At 74.7% G+C, this 15,757-nt stretch carries 16 protein-coding genes and 1 tRNA gene; 8 read left to right on the forward strand and 9 right to left on the reverse strand.

All coding sequences use genetic code 11. The features are described from left to right. Positions 1-30: 30 nt before the first annotated feature. Positions 31-104 (forward strand) — tRNA-Met (locus tag ACSMHG_RS07260). 68 nt (positions 105-172) lie between these two features. Here the strand turns inward: ACSMHG_RS07260 and ACSMHG_RS07265 are convergent. The 3 genes from ACSMHG_RS07265 to ACSMHG_RS07275 form a co-directional block, all read right to left on the reverse strand. Continuing rightward, positions 173-520: a TfoX/Sxy family protein gene (locus ACSMHG_RS07265; RefSeq protein WP_435743189.1), complete on the reverse strand. Its 348-nt coding sequence runs from the start codon at positions 518-520 to the stop codon at positions 173-175. A 27-nt stretch (positions 521-547) separates the two neighbouring features. Further along, positions 548-2,797, reverse strand: coding sequence for an aminotransferase class III-fold pyridoxal phosphate-dependent enzyme (locus tag ACSMHG_RS07270; RefSeq protein ID WP_435743191.1), 2,250 nt, complete (start codon positions 2,795-2,797; stop codon positions 548-550). 115 nt (positions 2,798-2,912) lie between these two features. Beyond that, positions 2,913-3,344 carry a VOC family protein gene (locus ACSMHG_RS07275; protein WP_435743193.1) on the reverse strand — a complete coding sequence of 144 codons (432 nt, stop codon included), beginning with the start codon at positions 3,342-3,344 and terminating at the stop codon, positions 2,913-2,915. A gap of 112 nt (positions 3,345-3,456) precedes the next feature. Here ACSMHG_RS07275 and ACSMHG_RS07280 point away from each other — a divergent pair, with 112 nt between their 5' ends. The 6 genes from ACSMHG_RS07280 to ACSMHG_RS07305 all read left to right on the forward strand — a co-directional run bounded on the left by ACSMHG_RS07280 (position 3,457) and on the right by ACSMHG_RS07305 (position 8,220). Further along, the gene (locus tag ACSMHG_RS07280) at positions 3,457-4,485 is read left to right on the forward strand and encodes a helix-turn-helix transcriptional regulator (RefSeq protein WP_435743195.1); all 1,029 of its coding nucleotides are present in this window, start codon (positions 3,457-3,459) and stop codon (positions 4,483-4,485) included. A 42-nt stretch (positions 4,486-4,527) separates the two neighbouring features. Continuing rightward, on the forward strand, positions 4,528-4,749 hold the full coding sequence (locus ACSMHG_RS07285) for a hypothetical protein (RefSeq protein ID WP_435743197.1): 222 nt from the start codon (positions 4,528-4,530) through the stop codon (positions 4,747-4,749). 39 nt (positions 4,750-4,788) lie between these two features. Next, the gene (locus tag ACSMHG_RS07290; RefSeq protein WP_435743199.1) at positions 4,789-5,127 is read left to right on the forward strand and encodes a hypothetical protein; all 339 of its coding nucleotides are present in this window, start codon (positions 4,789-4,791) and stop codon (positions 5,125-5,127) included. A gap of 59 nt (positions 5,128-5,186) precedes the next feature. After that, a complete protein-coding gene (locus ACSMHG_RS07295) occupies positions 5,187-6,245 on the forward strand; it encodes an alpha/beta fold hydrolase (protein ID WP_435743201.1) in 1,059 nt (352 codons plus the stop codon). Between the two features lie 86 nt (positions 6,246-6,331). Next, on the forward strand, positions 6,332-6,874 hold the full coding sequence (locus ACSMHG_RS07300) for a SigE family RNA polymerase sigma factor (protein ID WP_435743203.1): 543 nt from the start codon (positions 6,332-6,334) through the stop codon (positions 6,872-6,874). Continuing rightward, a complete protein-coding gene (locus tag ACSMHG_RS07305) occupies positions 6,868-8,220 on the forward strand; it encodes a hypothetical protein (protein WP_435743205.1) in 1,353 nt (450 codons plus the stop codon). The genes ACSMHG_RS07300 and ACSMHG_RS07305 overlap by 7 nt, the downstream gene beginning before the upstream one ends. A gap of 22 nt (positions 8,221-8,242) precedes the next feature. On the opposite strand, the gene ACSMHG_RS07310 is transcribed toward ACSMHG_RS07305, so the two are convergent. Then, positions 8,243-9,868 (reverse strand): PP2C family protein-serine/threonine phosphatase, encoded by a 1,626-nt coding sequence (locus tag ACSMHG_RS07310; RefSeq protein WP_435743207.1) that lies wholly within the window; start codon positions 9,866-9,868, stop codon positions 8,243-8,245. Between the two features lie 140 nt (positions 9,869-10,008). On the opposite strand from ACSMHG_RS07310, the gene ACSMHG_RS07315 reads away from it, so the two are divergent. Then, positions 10,009-10,734, forward strand: a complete 726-nt coding sequence (locus ACSMHG_RS07315) for a 2'-5' RNA ligase family protein (protein WP_435743209.1) — start codon at positions 10,009-10,011, stop codon at positions 10,732-10,734. On the opposite strand, the gene ACSMHG_RS07320 is transcribed toward ACSMHG_RS07315, so the two are convergent. The 5 genes from ACSMHG_RS07320 to cbiB all read right to left on the reverse strand — a co-directional run. Beyond that, the gene (locus ACSMHG_RS07320) at positions 10,703-11,461 is read right to left on the reverse strand and encodes an SDR family oxidoreductase (RefSeq protein WP_435743211.1); all 759 of its coding nucleotides are present in this window, start codon (positions 11,459-11,461) and stop codon (positions 10,703-10,705) included. The genes ACSMHG_RS07315 and ACSMHG_RS07320 overlap by 32 nt on opposite strands. A gap of 125 nt (positions 11,462-11,586) precedes the next feature. Continuing rightward, the gene (locus tag ACSMHG_RS07325; protein WP_435743214.1) at positions 11,587-12,675 is read right to left on the reverse strand and encodes an AI-2E family transporter; all 1,089 of its coding nucleotides are present in this window, start codon (positions 12,673-12,675) and stop codon (positions 11,587-11,589) included. Then, a complete protein-coding gene (locus ACSMHG_RS07330) occupies positions 12,672-13,538 on the reverse strand; it encodes an MDR/zinc-dependent alcohol dehydrogenase-like family protein (RefSeq protein WP_435743216.1) in 867 nt (288 codons plus the stop codon). The genes ACSMHG_RS07325 and ACSMHG_RS07330 overlap by 4 nt, the downstream gene beginning before the upstream one ends. 336 nt (positions 13,539-13,874) lie before the next feature. Beyond that, positions 13,875-14,960 carry an aminotransferase class I/II-fold pyridoxal phosphate-dependent enzyme gene (locus ACSMHG_RS07335; protein WP_435743218.1) on the reverse strand — a complete coding sequence of 362 codons (1,086 nt, stop codon included), beginning with the start codon at positions 14,958-14,960 and terminating at the stop codon, positions 13,875-13,877. Continuing rightward, on the reverse strand, positions 14,957-15,757 hold an 801-nt coding region (cbiB, locus tag ACSMHG_RS07340; protein ID WP_435743220.1), incomplete at its 5' end, for an adenosylcobinamide-phosphate synthase CbiB. The genes cbiB and ACSMHG_RS07335, both read right to left, overlap by 4 nt.

Consider the following 15,757-nt stretch of genomic DNA (forward strand, 5'->3'; position numbering starts at 1 on the left):
CACCCCGTGTCGTAACGTTGGGTTCACCGACGCGGGGTGGAGCAGCTCGGTAGCTCGCTGGGCTCATAACCCAGAGGTCGCAGGTTCAAATCCTGCCCCCGCTACAAGGCTCAGGCCCGGATCTTCACGGATCCGGGCCTGATTGCTTTCCGGAGCGTTCCTCGCCGGTTACCTACTTCTTCGGCGGCTTCGGGGGCTTGGCCTGCGCCCGCGCGACGGCGGGCGCGACCCAGGCGTCGAGGGCGGCGTCGTCCGGTAGGTCCGCCGCAGCGACCAGGACCACGCCGCCCATGGTGCGCTCGCCCATCGTCGCCCGACGAGCGCCGTTCGCGAGCGCCGCCTCGATCCCGTCCTGGCCGACGTGCACCATCAGGTCGTCCTCGCCCGTGCCGACGGCCATGTGGGTGTTCACCGTCCAGCAGAGCCCGCCGAACATCTTGATCTCCCGGTGGTCCGTCGGCCCGGCTGCGGCCTCGACGGCCGCACGGATCCGGTCGGCCAGGGCTTCGTCGTACGTCATCCACGGCTCCCGCCAGCGTCGGAGCCGTCAGGCTAGCGGGGCACGCTCCAACGCGGCCACCAGCACGTCGACGTCGTCGTGGCTGAAGACCAGCGGCGGCCGGATCTTGAGCGTGGCCCGGTGGCGACCGGTGCGTCCGATGAGGACGCCGTGCTCCCGCATCCCCTCGACGATCGTGCTGGCACGCTCCGCGTCAGGTCGCCCGGACGCCGGGTCGACGACGTCGACGGCCAGCGCCAGCCCCCAGCCTCGGGTCGCCCCGAGGTCGGCGCGGCCACGCGCGACCTCGCGCAGCGCCTCGAGCAGTCGTGCGCCGACGGTGGCTGCCCGATCGACGAGCTGCTCCTCCTCGATGGTCCGCAGCACCGCGAGGGCAGCGGCGCACGCGGCGGTGCTCCCGCCGAAGGTGCTGAAGTAGTCGGTGCCCTCGACGAACGGGTCGACCAGCGCGGCCGGGCCCATGACGGCCGCCACCGGGTAGCCGTTGCCCATCGGCTTGCCCACGGTGACGAGGTCGGCCGGCACGTCACCGGCCACGAAGCTCCAGAGGTGGTCACCGGTGCGGCCGTGTCCGGCCTGCACCTCGTCGGCGACGTACAGTCCGCCGGCCCCGTGGACGGCGGCCGCAGCCGCGCGTGTCCACTCGTGCTCGGGCCCGAGCACCCCGTCGCTGGTGAAGACGCCGTCGACCAGCATGGCGGCCAGACCGTGGCCGGACTCCGCGAGGTCGCGCGCGGCGGCGACGACCGCGGCGGGGTCGGCCGACGGTGGCCGGACCAGGCGGATGTGGGCCGGCGGGGCGGTGTCGAGCCAGCCTTCGGGGGAGAAGGCCCAGCTGGCCTCGGTGACGCCGTGGTAGGCCCACTCGGTGGCGATGCCGCCCGAGGCCCCCGTGGCGTGCCGGGCGATCCGCCAGGCCAGGTCGTTGGCCTCGCTCCCGGAGTTCACGAGCAGGACGCGGTCGAAGCGCTCCGGCACCGTCGCCAGCAGCCGCTCCGCGAGCTCGACCGGGGCGTCCTGGAGATAGCGGCTGTTGGTGTTGAGAGCGGCGAGCTGTGCGCTCACCGCCGCGACCACGCCGGGATGCGCGTGACCGACGACGGGAACGTTGTTGTAGGCGTCGAGATAGCGCCGTCCGTCCGCAGCCTCGAGCATCACCCCCGCGCCGCGGACCAGGTGCAACGGTCGGTCGTAGCTGAGCTGCTGGGCGCCGAACGCCCGTTCCCGAGCGGCCGCCAGTGCCGCCGTCGTCCGTCCGGAGCGCGGCAGGGGTCGTGCGAGGTGGCGTGTGAGGTCGTCCAGCCCCGTGCTCAGCATCGTCTCCAGGCACCGGTACGCCGCGTCGTCGATCTCGGGGGCCCAACCCTGCTCCCGGGTCCGCCACGCCGTGATGAGGACGGTGGCGGCGTAGCGGCCGGCGACCAGGTCGGCCACCAGCCCGAACTCCTCCGGCTCGAGCGGCGTGACGGCGTGGTAGCCCGCGACCACCTCCGCCGCGAGCTCCAGCCCGTCCGTGCGCTCACCGAGGAGGTCGGCCGTCGCGACCGCAAGGTCGCAGACCAGCGCCGTGTGGGTGAGGTCTCCGAAGTCGGTGATGCCGGTCAGGCGGAGCGCCTCGTCGACGAGCACGTTGGTCGGCGCGAGGTCGTTGTGCACGACCTGGGCGCGCAACCGGGGAAGCACGGGCGTGACCCGCTGCTCGAACCGGTCGAGCACGGCCTGCACGGCCGGTCGCCGTTCGGCTGCGACCGCGGGGAGCCAGGGTCGCAGCAGCGGCAGCCGCTTGAGGTCCCACGTGAGGGGCTGGGTCGCGGACGGGTGCGCGAAGCCCCGCAGGGCGCGGCCCAGCCGCGCGCTCGTGCGCCCCCACTCCCGCAGGTGCGCGACGTCCAGCTCGTCGGGCTCGGGGTGCCGGCCGTCGAGCCAGGTCATCACCCAGGCGTACGAGAGGCGACCGTCGCGGCCGGTCAGCCGCACCCACGGTCGGCCGTCCCTGGTGGTGACGACGCCGGCGACGGGCAGCCCGGGGTCGACCGCTCGGAGGTGCTGCAGCGCCGAGGCCTGCAGGTCGAGCACTGCCTCGGCGTCGGCCGGGTTGTGCACCTTGAGCAGGTGGCGCCCGCTGCTGCCGTCCAGCCGGAAGTTCCGGTCGCGTTCACCGTGGAGGGGCGTGAGGTTGCCGGCGAGGCCCCAGTGCTCCTCCACCGAGGCACGGAGTGCGTCGAGGTCCAGGTCGGGCCCGGGGACGGTGAGCGGGTCGTCGGAGATCGAGTGCACGGAGGCCATCCTGCTGCACGACAGGCGTGGCGCGCCGCCCGCCGAGGGGCCGGATGCCCCGCAGCTCGCGGGGCATCCGGATCACGGTGTGGCGCCGGTGGTTCACCCAGCCGGGTCAGGCCTGGGCGTAGGCGACCGCGACGTCGAGGACCCACGTGACGCCGTACGGGTCGGTGGCCATGCCGTAGAGCGGCGCCCACCCCGCCGGCGCCAGGGGCGTGACGACCGTCGAGCCGGCCACGGCGGTGAGCCGCTCCCAGTAGCCGGTGATCTCGTCCGGGTCCGACCCGCGGACCGAGACGAAGTACGGCGCGACGCCGGGCTCGAGCGGACGCTCGCTCGGGACGTCGTAGGCCATGACGTGGAAGCCGGCGTCGGAGCGGACCTGGCCCCACATGACCTGGTCGGCCTCGGCCGGGTCGGTCGCGCTGCCGGCGTCGCCGTAGGTCACGGCGGTGACCTCCCCGCCGAAGACGGAGCGGTAGAGCTCCAGGGCCTCGCGCGCGGTCCCGCGCAGGTTGACGTGGGTGACGGTCTCGATGCTCATGCTGGTTCTCCTGAGTGATGGGGCTGGTGACCGGGCGGGTTCGCCCGGTGACCAGCACTGTGGACGAGGTAGAGGACAGGATGTGTCCTGTTCTCGTGGGATGCTCGGAACCATGACGACCACCTCCTCGCGGCTGCTGTCGCTGCTCTCGCTGCTCCAGATGCGGCGCGACTGGCCCGGCGAGGTGCTGGCCGAGCGCCTGGCGGTCAGCCCGCGCACCGTCCGGCGCGACGTCGACCGGCTCCGCGAGCTCGGCTACCGGATCGAGGCCGTCAAGGGTCCCGACGGCGGTTACCGGCTCGACGCCGGCGCGGACCTGCCGCCGATGCTCTTCGACGACGAGCAGGCCGTCGCCCTGGCGATCGGCCTCCAGCTGGCCACGACGGCCGGCGCGGGGGTCGAGGAGGCCGCGCTGCGAGCACTGACGACGCTGCGACAGGTGATGCCGCCTCGGATCCGGCACCGGGTCGACGCGGTCCCGGTCGTCGCCGTGCGGCCACCCGGCAACGACGCAGAGGTGGACGTCGAGGTGCTCACGGCGGTCGGGGCCGCGATCCGCGCCGGCGAGGTGCTCCGGCTCGACTACGGCCCGGTCGACGCCCCGGCCGACGGCGCCCCGACGGCCGGTGACGGCCCACGGCACGTCGAGCCGCACCACCTCGCCGCCTGGCGAGGGCGGTGGTACCTCGTCTGCTGGGACCTCGGCCGGGCGGACTGGCGCACGCTGCGGGTCGACCGGGTGCGGCCCCGCACCCCGAACGGGCCGCGCTTCGTGCCACGCGAGCTGCCCGGCGGGGACGTGGCGACGTTCCTGGTCGGCCGGTTCCGCGGTGCCGACCAGGACGGTGGCGGGGAGAACACGGCGCGCTGGCCGTGCCGGGGCCACGCCGTCCTCGAGCTGCCCGCCGCGGAGGTCCGCCCCTACGTGGGCGACGGCGTGGTCGAGGTCCTGGACGCCGGCCGGTGCCGCGTGAGCCTGGGGTCCTGGTCGTGGAACGGGCTCGCGGCGAACCTCTTGCGGTTCGACGCCGGCATCGAGGTCCTGGGACCTCACGAGCTCGTCGAGGCGTTCGCGCGGATCGCCGACCGCAGTGCGGCTGCGGCGACGCCCTCAGCACCGGATTCCGAGCCGCTTTCGTGACGATCGTCCGGAACGGCGGTGCAGGCCGCATACTCGAGGGTGATGACCTCCTCACCGCGGCCGAAGCGCCGCCACCTCGCCAGCAGCCCGTTCCAGCCCGAGCCCGACCTGGTCGTCGAGCAGTACGAGCGCGGCGACCGGGTCTCCCACGACCTCCACGGCCTCGGGTCCGTCACCGCGGCCGACGCCCACGGGGTCACCGTGGACTTCGGTGGGAAGGTGCTGCGGGTGACCAGCCCGTTCGCCAAGATGGAGAAGCTCTGAGGGACCGGCTGCGGTCCTTCCTCGGGACAGGAGTTCGACATGGTGGCGAGCCGGTCCGCCCGTGAGCGGAAGGCCGCCGTGGAGGCGGGCCCGCTGGCGCGGGTGAAGATCGACGTCGGCGCGGACCAGCAGTTCGTCTACAAGGTCAGCTGTTCCACCTGCACCGCGAAGGGCCACCGCCCGTGGTCGACGTACCGCCCCGGCGGCGACAACGGCTTCATGGCGGCGATGGACCGGTGGACGTTCCACCTGGACGCCCAGCACCCCGGCGCCGAGGCGCCGTGCCTGGCGTACCTGCCCGAGGCGCAGCGCCGGCTGCACGAGCGCCGGGAGCAGCGCGAGACGGGTTCGACCGCCGAAGCCCGGAGCGACGGCTGAGGGACGGTTGGGGAACGGCTGGGGGATGGCCGGCGCACGCCGCGGGCACCGTCCCGGACGTGTTCACCGACCAGCCGGGCGACTCGCCGCTGACCGACGTCCCGTCCGACTACGACGGCGGGGGAGCGGGGCGTTGGTTCGTGCTGCCCGACGGCCCTGATGCCGGCCGGCGGCTGTACTTCTGGGAGCGCACGTACGGCGAGGGGCCCGGCCCCGTCGTCCTGCTGGTGCACGGCAACCCGGAGTGCTCCTACACGTTCCGGCACGTCGTCGAGCGCCTCGACGGGGCAGGCCTGCCTGCCGGGACCAGGGTCGTCGCCGTGGACCACCTGGGGTTCGGTCGCTCGGACCAGGCCGGCTTCGAGATGGTCGACATGCACCACGCCGCGAACCTGCGCAGCCTCGTGCGAGCGCTCGACCTGCGCGGCATCACCCTGGTCGTCCACGACTGGGGCGGCCCGATCGGCATCGGGGCCCTGCTCGAGGACGCGGACCGGGTGAGCGGGCTGGTGGTGCTCAACAGCACGGTCTTCCCGATCCCCGCCGAGGGGCCGACGTACGAGAGCTATCCGTCGCCTCTGCTGCCGTGGGCGCGGACGCCGGTGCTCGTGCCCGACCGGTTCTGGGGCGCGATGGCCGCCGCCGTGGTGACCATGCCGACCACCGGGGCCGCCGGCCTGGTGGCCGCAGGGCGCCGGATCGCCGCGCAGCTGAGGCCGGGCGGCGGCACGCCGGTCGAGGCGGTCTTCCGTCGTCAGCTCGCGTCGACGAGGAACGCCCGCAGCTCCAAGCGCATGGTGCGGCAGACGCCGGTGTGGGGGCACGGCTACTCCTACGACGAGCCGCGGCTCGGCCGCCAGGACAACACCTCCTTCTACCGCGGCATCCAGGAGCGGCTCGGCGCGGCCTGGGGTCCACACGGGTCAGACATTCCGGTGGCGGCGGTGTTCGGGGCCTGGGACCCGCTCGCGAAGCCCGGCGTCCTCGCCCAGTGGGCCGAGGCGCTGCCCCGGGTGCGTGACGACACGACGGTGCTCGACGGTGTCTCGCACTTCGTCGAGGAGCACCGCCCCGCCGAGGTGGCGGAGGCGGTCACCCGCGTGCTGCGCGCACGCTGACGGCGCTCGCTGCTCCCCCGGAGACGCGCCCGGATCGGTCGGGCCCTCGGTGCAACCGATCCGGCCGACGTCTCGTTTGAACGGACATGGGACGAGACCCCGCCGACGACGCGGCGTTCACCGAGTTCGCGGCCGCCGCGCGGTCCAGGCTGCGGAGCACGGCGTACCTGCTGTGCGGCGACTGGGACCGCGCTTCCGACCACGTGCAGGAGGGACTCCTGCGGGTCTACGTCGCGTGGCCCCGGCTGGCCCGGCGCGGCGGCGAGATCGCCTACGCCCGCAAGGCGGTGGTCAGCGCGTTCCTGGACGCCAGCCGGAAGCGGTCGAGCAGCGAGCGCCCCGAGCCGGCCCTGCGCGACCGTGCCTCGGAGGAGGACCTGGCCTCGGCCGTCGCCGACCGGGCCGCGCTCCTGTCGGCCCTGGGACGGCTGCCCCGCCGCCAGCGCGCCTGCGTGGTGCTCCGCTTCTTCGAGGAGCTCGACGTCCGGGAGACCGCCGCCGCGCTCGGGTGCAGCGAGGGCACCGTCAAGAGCCAGACCTCCCGGGCGCTCGCCTCGCTGCGCGCCATGTTCGAGAACGACGTCCGCGACGAGCTCGTCGTGGCAGGAGAGGGGAGCACGACGTGGTGAAGGACCTGCAGGAGCTGATGCACCAGAGCGTCGCCGCGCCGCCGCCCGACCGGCTCGACGTGTCGGACCTCGTGCGCGAGGGGCGCCGGCGCGCACGCCGCCGCCGCACCGCCGCCGTCGGCGGTGTCGGCGCGGTGGCCGCCGCCGTGGCGGCCGTCGCCGTCACCGCGATCGTCTGGCCGCAGGACCTGGGGACCGGCGACGACGGGACGGCCGGCCGGCCGCCTGCCCCCGACGCCCCCACCCTGCGGCTGAGCGACGCCGAGCGAGCCGTCGAGGGGCGCGACCTGCAGGTGCTCACGTCGTACACCAACGAGAACCTGAACCGGGACAACGGCCAGTACTTCGACGGCGTCACCGCGGACGGGATGGTGCTGTTCCGCGACGGCCCGCGCGCCGACCAGCCGCGACCGCGCTTCGCGCTCCTGGAGCCCACCACCGGGGAGAAGGAGTGGCTGCCCGACCTGCCGGCCAACCCTAGCCAGACGTGGCCGGTCGAGCTGGGACGCGACCGGTTGGTCCTCCTCGCCGGCCAGGGCGGCATGCAGGGGAAGCTGGTCGCCCACGTCTACGACCGGCGGGCCCGCCAGTGGGTCTCCACGTCGTGGCCGGAGCTGCCGGGACTCGACTACCCGGACGGCACGGTCGGGCCCGACGGCCGGCTCTACGTCCGTGCCCCCGCCTCGCGGGGGCGGCCGCCCGCCGGTGGTTGGCCGATCGGGGAGGACGGCGAGGCCGACGACGCGGACGCCGAGGGCGACACCTACGACCTGTGGTCGGTCTCGCTGACCGACGGCTCCGATGCCCGCGACGAGCAGCTCAGCGTCGGTGAGGTCGCCTTCACCGAGGACTCGCTGATCTGGACCGACCGGACCAACGGCGACCCGGGTGCGGTGCACGTCAGGAACCTGGCGACCGGCGAGGAGGACGCGTTCGACCCCCGCACCGGTGAGCGGTGCAACCTCCTGAGCTTCGGCGCCTTCGGCGACCGGGTGGTGCTGGGCCAGTACTGCGGGACCTATGACGGTGGCGTCCGCGACGACCGGGTCCAGGTCCTCAGCACCGACGGCGAGCAGGTCGTGACCGTCCAGGACAGCGGCCTCGACGGTGGCCTGGCCACCGCCGGCACGAGCGGCGCCGGCGGGGTGGTGAGCGTGACGGTGCACGAGGGCCAGCATGCCGGCGCCTACGCCTACGACCTCGCCACCGGCCGGTTCCTCCGCCTCAGCGATGCAGTGTCGATGTGGGGTCTCGGCGGCCCCGTCCCCGAGGGTCAGGTCCTGTGGCACACGCCGACCAACCAGCGCCGGGGCGCCACCCAGTGGCTGGGCCGCCTGGTCCGCTGAGCGCGCCGTCGGCCTCGGTGACTCAGTCCGCGCGCCGGCGCAGGGCCAGCACGGCGGTGTCGTCGGCGGCGCCGTCCCCGCGCATGGCCTCCAGGGTGCGGGCGATCAGGTCCGGCAGCGGCCGGTCGACCAGCGGTGCGACGGTGTCGGCGAGCCGCTGCAGCCCCGTGTCGACGGCCTCGCCCCGCCGCTCGACCAGGCCGTCGGTGTAGCACAGCAGCGTGGCGCCCGGCGGCACGGTGAAGCTGGTCGGCTCGTACGACTCGGTGCCGAGGCCGAGCGGGGGGCCCGCGGCCACGGGCACGAAGGAGGTCGTCGTGCCGGTCACGAGCAGCGGAGGCGGATGGCCGGCGCTCACCACGGTCACCTCGCCCGTACGGCGGTCGGCCGTCCCGACGAGGACGGTGACGATGTGGCCGTCCTCGAGGACGTCGAACTGCCGGGAGCAGCGCTCGAGCGCCGTCCGGGGGTCGTGTCCCTCGACGAGGTACGCCCGGATGGTGAACCGGGCGCGGGCCATCTCGGCGACGGCCTCGATGCCGTGACCGGACACGTCCCCGACGACGAAGGCGAAGCGGTCGTCGTCGAGCTGGACCACGCTGTACCAGTCGCCGCCGATGTCGATGCCCGTCGCGCCGGCGACGTACTCGGCGGCCACCTCCATCCCGGGGAGGTCAGGTGCGGCGTGGGGGAGGAGCGCGCGTTGCAGCGCGACGAAGAGCTCCCGCTGGTCGGCGTAGAGGGAGTCGACGCGCTCGTAGAGGTCGCGGATCGTCCTCGTGTCGGCCTCCGCGGTGGTGCGTGCGCGGGTGAGCGCAGCGGCCACCAGCGCAGCGGCGGAGGTGAGCAGCAGGCCGCCGAGGAGGAGCAGCAGCCCGAGGCGCCGGCTGAGCGGGCTGCCGAGGTGGTCGCGGGCGGACGTCGCGAGGGTGAGGACCTGGTCGCCGAAGGGCACGGTCGTCCGGTAGGTGATGTCGCCGGCCAGCGGAAGCTCCGCCGGGTCGACGTTGGTCGTCGTCATCGCCTCCGTACGCGGCTCCTCGCCGAGGTAGATCGCGTAGTCGAGGCCCGCATAGGCCACGTCCCTGTCGATCGGAGCGCGCCGGTCAGCGGGGATGGCTCGCTCGGTGTAGACGACGAGGCGGGCGGCGCGGTCGGCGAACGCGTAGCCGATCCGGAGCCGGTCACCGACCTCCAGCCGGCGGACCACCGTCGTGTCGCGCGACCAGGCGTCGCCCAGCACCTCACGCATCGCCGGCTCGTCGGGGCGGAGGATCGTCGGAGCGCCGAGGGTGGCGAAGACCCCTGCGTCTGCTCCGCCTGCTCCGGGCCGCACGCGCCAGAGCTGGGCCGAGACGAACGTGCGGTCGCGGCCGACGTCCTCGCCGAGCAATCGAGCGGCGATCCGGGCGCCCCGCGGCCCGCCGTCGAGCGTGTGGTTCACCGTGACCGCCGTGCGCAGCGGCTCCTCGATCGCGGCGACGGCAGCCTTCAGGACCGACGCCGCCTGCTCGGTGCGGATCTCCAGCAGTCGCCGCTCGGTGCTCTCGTGGACCCGGGAGGCGGTGAGAGCCGCGGCCGCGGTCGTGACGACGCCGAGCACGCAGACGGCGACGACCAGCCACACCGCACGGGAACGTGCCCTCACCAGTGGCCTCCTGCCGTGTGCGGCGCGGGGTCGCGCGGCCGCACGACCGGGCGTGGGCTCGCGTGATCTTTTCACCTGCGGGGCCCACCCGGAACACCGGACCCGCATCGCCCGGCAGCTGAGGCGGTACCGGGCCGCACATGTCCGGACCCAACACCTCGATGGTCCCGCGCGGGGAGCCGCGTGGCAGCGCCTCCCGGCTCTTCTCCGGCGCCGACCACGGCCGGTGGCGGCCGGAATGGACTCCTGAGCGGCCGTGCCTCTACTGGTACCTCACCTTCGACGTCGCCGACGTCCACCGGTTTCGGCCACCGGCCCTCGTGGAGGCTCTGGCGCGACGGCCCTGGCTGGACGTCGTGCCACCGCGCTGGTGGCACATGACGCTCTGCGACGTCGGCTTCGCGGAGGCCGTCGGCGATGCCGCGGTCGACGCCGTCGTCGCGTCCGTGGGCGACCTCGTGCGTCCGTCGGAGCCGCTGAACCTCGAGCTGGGGCCCGCGGTCGCGCTGCGCAGCGCCGTCACGCTGGCGGGAGGCCCGTTCGGCCGGGTCCGGGACCTGCAGCGGTCCGTCCGGCACGCCACCGAGGAGGTGACGCAGCCGGACCGGTCACCGGCGCACCCGCTGGAGTTCTGGCCGCACGTGAGCCTGGGCTACGCCAACACGGACGTGCCCGGCCACGAGGTCCTCGACCTGCTCGCCGAGCTCGGCGGCGCCGGCGGCACGGTGCCGGTGGCGGCATTGACGCTGGCGCGGGTCGTACGCCGGGGCGGTCACTACGAGTGGACGGTCGTCTCCGAGGTGCCCCTCGGAGACGACCGGTCCGCCCGGGGCGTCAGCGCGGGTACTGCTCGACCCGCGTGGTGACCACCAGGTTCTGCAGCACGACCTCGGGCGGGAGGGTCACCGCGGTGCGGATGAGCCCGGCGACGATGGCGGGGTCCATCATCTTCTCCTCGGGCAGGCCCCACTGGTCCATCATCGGCGTGGCCATCGCGGCCGGGTTGATCGCGCTGACCCGCGCGGGCCACCCGCGCTCGCGGGCCTCGGTCTGCATCACCTCAGTCAGCTTCAGGACCGCGGCCTTGGAGGAGTTGTAGGCGCCCGCTCCGGCCCCCACTGTGAGGGCGCTGATCGAGACGACGCAGACGATGTCGCCGATCGCGGAGACCTCCGCACCCTCACGGACCTGCTGCAGGTGCCGGACGAAGGCCCGGCTGAGGTACATCGGCCCGTGCAGGTTGACGGCGAAGACGCCGTGCCACTGGTCGTCGTCGACGTCGACCAGGTCGGCACCGCGGTCGGTCCCGGCGTTGTTGACCAGGCAGTCGAACGCCGCGCCGTGCGCCTTCGAGGCCTCGGCGATCGCCTGGTCGACCGCCTGCCGGTCGGTGATGTCGAGGGTCAGCGCCTCCGCGGAGCCGGCCGCCTCCGAGGCGCCGATGGCCTCCGCCGTGCGTGCAGCGCCCTCGGCGTTCACGTCGGCGACCAGCACGTGCGCGCCCTGCTCGGCGAAGTCGCGGCAGACCGCCGCGCCCAGGCCGCTCCCGCCGCCGGTCACCAGCGCCACCCGTCCCTGCATCTGTCCTGCCACGTACTCCTCCTCGCATCGACGACGGCCGCGGTCGTCGCGGCGTCCTGGCGCGGGGTACCCATCCGCCGGGGGATGACTCGTCCGGACGGCGCAAGGGGGGGGGCGAGCACCCTCGGGCGAGAGGGTCAGTCGGGCGCGACGCTCTCGGCCGGCGGGTGCCGTTCCCCGTGCAGCTCGGTCGCGATGCGGTAGGCGACCGCCAGCACCGGCACCGCCACGACGGCACCGAGGATCCCGCCGATGAGCGCGCCGACGGAGACGGCGACGACGATGGGCACCGGGTGCAGGTTGAGCACCTTCCCCATCACGAGCGGCTGCAGCAGGTTGCCCTCGACCTGCTGGACCACGAAGACGGCGACGAGCAGGATCAGTGCCTCGGTCGGCCCCAGGAGCACGAGGGTCACCAGCACCGCCAGGCCACCGCTGACGAAGGCGCCGACGACCGGGACGTAGGCGCCGATGAAGACGATGCACGTGAGCGAGGCGGCCAGCGGCACGCCCAGCACCACCATCGTGCCGCCGATCCCGACCGCGTCGATGAACGCGACCATGGTCATGCCCTGCATGTACCGCTCCAGGACGTGCCACACGCCGTGGCCGGTCCGGTCGACGGTGGCCAGCCGGTGCTCGGGGACCCAGCTGGTGAACCAGGCCCACATCCGGCTGCCGTCCTTCTGGAGGAAGAACCAGGTGAAGACCGCGAGGACGAACCCGGCGAGGATCTCGGTGGCCATGGTGGCCAGTGCCGTGGGAGGCGGGAGCAGCTGGTTCACCCGCTGGACCAGCTCCGCCTGCGTGGGCTGCAGGTCCGCGGGCAGGGGCAGGCCGGTGCTCTCGAGCTTGGTGCGCACGTCGGCGATGCCCTGCTGCACGGCCTGCCGGAGGTCGCCGATCTGGTTGAGGGCCCGGCTGACCACGGCGTACATCACGCCGGTGATCGCGGCCAGGGTGAGGATGATGGTGAGCAGGGAGGAGAGCGCGTTCGGCATCACCTTCGCCAGCCGGCCGTGGACCGGCCGCAGCAGCGCGGTGAGTAGGAGCGCGGCGACGATGGCGGCCGTGACGGTCAGGATGGTGACGAGCCAGTCGACGACCAGGTCGATGGTGCGGGCGACGAGGAGCAGCGCGACGCACCAGAGCACGGTGCGGACCAGCCAGGTGGGGACGAGGTCCCGCCACCGCGCCGGCGCACCGTCCTCGGGCGGCCCGCTCACCGGTTCTCCGCCTCGTCGGAGAGGGTGATGACCGCCTTGACGGTCCCGGCAGGTGGGTCGGAGACCGCAGCCGGTGCCTCCGCCAGGGGGACGGTCGAGGTGAGGAGCCGGCGCAGCCACGTCGGGTCCGCGTCGGCCAGGGAGTCGGCGGCCGCGCGGTAGTGACGGAGGTTGGCGTTCACCGAGCCCACGACGGCGTCGTTCTCCAGCACCAGCTCGCGGTTGAGGCCGCCCGCGTCCACCTCGAGCATGCGGCCACGCGGGGAGACGCCGGTCAGGCAGACGATGCCGTACGGCGCGGTCTCGGCCATCGCGTCGAAAACCAGCCGGCCCACCCCGGTGGCCTCGACGACCACGTCGGGGCGTGCCTGTCGCGCGACGTCCTCGATGGACGTGGCGTGGTAGGTCGCCCCGAGGTCGCGGACGAGGTCGGGCTTGGGGCCGTCGGTGACCCGGTCGAGCACGTGCACGTCGAGGCCGCGCTGGACGCCGATCATCGCCGCGAGCAGGCCGATCGGGCCCGCGCCGGTCACCAGGGCGGTCCGCGGCTCGAACCAGCCGCGTGCCCCGACCCGGTCGACCTGCTCCCAGGCCTTGGCCACGACGCTGGCCGGCTCGGTCAGCACCCCGGCGAGACCGAGGTGCGCGGCGACCGTGACGGCGTACGCCGGCGGGACCGTCCACCACTCGCTGGCGTACCCGTCGAGCTCCTTGATGCCGCGCTCGGTGTACTGGCCGTTGCGGCACATGTCCCACTCGTCGTGCGCGCAGGCGCCGCAGGGCACCGGGTCCGGGCGGCGCACGACGCCGGAGACCAGGTCGCCGGGGTCGAAGCCGGAGCCCTCCGGTGCCTCCTCGACCACGCCGAGGGACTCGTGGCCGAGGACGAGCCGGTCGCGCCCGGGCGGTGCCCAGCCGTATCCGCGGCCGCGATCTCGCGGTCCGTGCCGCACACGCCGACGGCCAGTCCCCGGACGAGCAGCTCGTCGTCACGGCGGACGGGGTCGGGGACCTCGACGACCTCGGTCGACGAGGCCACGCCGGGCCGCACGGTCAACGCCAGCACGGAGCACTCCTTCCGGACCGCGGCGTGCGGGTGCGCGCCGTCGACGGTCCGGTGTCCGCGCGCCGCCCACGGCATGCGGCGGGGCGCGGTGTCGGTGCAACGGCAGCGCGCCCGGTCCCCGCCCACGAGGGCGTCAGCCGGCCGGCATCCCGGTCAGCACCTCCGCCAGCGCGCCGACGAGCGCGCGGCGGACGTCCGGGTCGGGGTGGACGGCGATCCGCACGTAGGTGTCGTCGAGGCCGGGGAAGGTGTCGCAGCGACGGACCGCCAGCCCGCGGCCCAGCAGGGCCTCGCGGCCGCCGGCGGCCGGCAGCCTGAGGAGCAGGAAGTTCGCCGGCGAGGCCCACAGCCGGACGCCGGTGAGGGGCCCGAGGGCCCCGACGAGCTCCTCGCGCGCCGCGGCGACGGCCTGCGCCCGCTCCCGGCGCTCCTCCTCGCGGGCGGAGAGACGCTCGACGGCGCGGGCGGCGAGGCTGTTGACCGGCCACGGCTGGAGGGCGGAGCCGAGGCGGGAGAGCAACGCCGGGTCGCCCAGCACGTAACCGGTCCGAAGGCCGGCGATGCCCCACAGCTTCGTCAGGCTGCGGACGCAGAGCACGCCGGGGAGGCCGAGCGCCGCCACGGTGGTGTCGGCCGGCAGGAAGTCGGCGAAGGCCTCGTCCACCACGACGGTCCGTCCCGGGCGGACCAGCGCCGTGAGGACCTCGACCGGCTCGAGGCGCCCGGTGGGGTTGTCCGGCCGGCCGAGGACGACCAGGTCGGCCTCCTCGGGCACGTCGGACGGGTGCAGCGCGAAGCCGTCCTCGGGCCGGCGCACGACCCGCGCGACGGGGACGGCCGCCGCGCGCAGGGCCGCCTCGGGCGCCGTGAACGACGGGTGCACGCACGCGGCGAGCCGCGGCCGCAGCCCGTGGGCGACGGCCCAGAACGCCTCGGCCGCGCCGTTGGTCAGCAGGCACTGCGCCGGGTCGAGCCCGTGCCGGGCCGCCGCCGCGGACCGCGCGGCGGCGGTGTCGGGGTAGCCGGCCAGGTCGACCGCCGCCAGGTCGTCGCGGAGCCAGCCCGGCATCGTCGGCAGCACGTTGACCGCCAGGTCCACCGCGCCCGGCGGCACCTGCCGGTCGCCGTGGTCGCCGAGGCCCGCCGTCTCGTCGGCCGCGGGAGCCGGCTCGGGAGCCGAGACCGCGCCGCGCCGCTCGTGCGTGGGTGGTCGGGTCATCTCGGCGACTCCTGGGTCCGGGGCGGCCGGTGGTAGAGGTGATGGTGGCGGGCGGGCGGGCGCAGCGTGGCGGCGGCGGTGAGCAGCCCTGCCGTGACAGCCGCGCGCCGGGCCAGCGCGAGCGCCCTGGTGACGTCCTCGGGTCGTGGCTGCGCGCCGGCGGGGTGGAGCGTGTAGGCGCCGGGCTTCGCCAGCGCGACGTCCGACCGCAGGGCGAGCGCGGCCATCGGCCAGCCCGCGTTCGGCGAGGCGGTACGCCGCGCCTCGCGGCGCAGCCTCCGCAGCACCGAGGGGCGTGGCCCCGCGAGGAGCAGCGCGGTCAGGCGCGCGGGAACGAGGTTGAGCGCGTCGTCGGCCCGGGCCGCGGCCTTGCCGGCGTGCTCCCAGCGCTCGGTGCGGTAGCCCCACATGGCGTCCGCGGTGTTGGCGTACCGGTAGAGCGCCGCGCCCGGGAGCCCGGCCACGGCGAACCACCACAGCGGGGCGACGACGGAGTCCGAGAGGTTCTCCGCCAGGGACTCCAGTGCCGCGGCACGGACCTCCTCGGTTGTGAGGTCGGAGGTGTCGCGGCTGACGATGCGGGCCAGGGCCCGCCGCCCGTCCACGAGCGCCGAAGGCCGGCCCGAGCCGAGGGCCGCCTCCACCGCGGCGACCTCCTCGAGCAGCAGCCGGGCCGAGAGCAACGGCCAGAGCGAGGCGCCGACCACCACCGAGCCGAGCGGCCCGGGCAGCCGGCGGGCGGCGCGCGAGAGGCCGACGCCGGCAGTGGCGGCGGCGACGGCGCCGAGCGCCCACGC

It is taken from the genome of Nocardioides ureilyticus, assembly GCF_051280745.1.
Lineage (GTDB): Bacteria > Actinomycetota > Actinomycetes > Propionibacteriales > Nocardioidaceae > Nocardioides.

What these genes read in the sequence shown, in the direction of transcription:
- ACSMHG_RS07265 (WP_435743189.1), bottom strand. Translation starts at nt 520, where the DNA reads ATGACGTACGACGAAGCCCTGGCCGACCGGATCCGTGCGGCCGTCGAG.
- ACSMHG_RS07275 (WP_435743193.1), bottom strand. Translation starts at nt 3,344, where the DNA reads ATGAGCATCGAGACCGTCACCCACGTCAACCTGCGCGGGACCGCGCGC.
- ACSMHG_RS07280 (WP_435743195.1), top strand. Translation starts at nt 3,457, where the DNA reads ATGACGACCACCTCCTCGCGGCTGCTGTCGCTGCTCTCGCTGCTCCAG.
- ACSMHG_RS07285 (WP_435743197.1), top strand. Translation starts at nt 4,528, where the DNA reads ATGACCTCCTCACCGCGGCCGAAGCGCCGCCACCTCGCCAGCAGCCCG.
- ACSMHG_RS07290 (WP_435743199.1), top strand. Translation starts at nt 4,789, where the DNA reads ATGGTGGCGAGCCGGTCCGCCCGTGAGCGGAAGGCCGCCGTGGAGGCG.
- ACSMHG_RS07300 (WP_435743203.1), top strand. Translation starts at nt 6,332, where the DNA reads ATGGGACGAGACCCCGCCGACGACGCGGCGTTCACCGAGTTCGCGGCC.
- ACSMHG_RS07315 (WP_435743209.1), top strand. Translation starts at nt 10,009, where the DNA reads ATGTCCGGACCCAACACCTCGATGGTCCCGCGCGGGGAGCCGCGTGGC.
- ACSMHG_RS07335 (WP_435743218.1), bottom strand. Translation starts at nt 14,960, where the DNA reads ATGACCCGACCACCCACGCACGAGCGGCGCGGCGCGGTCTCGGCTCCC.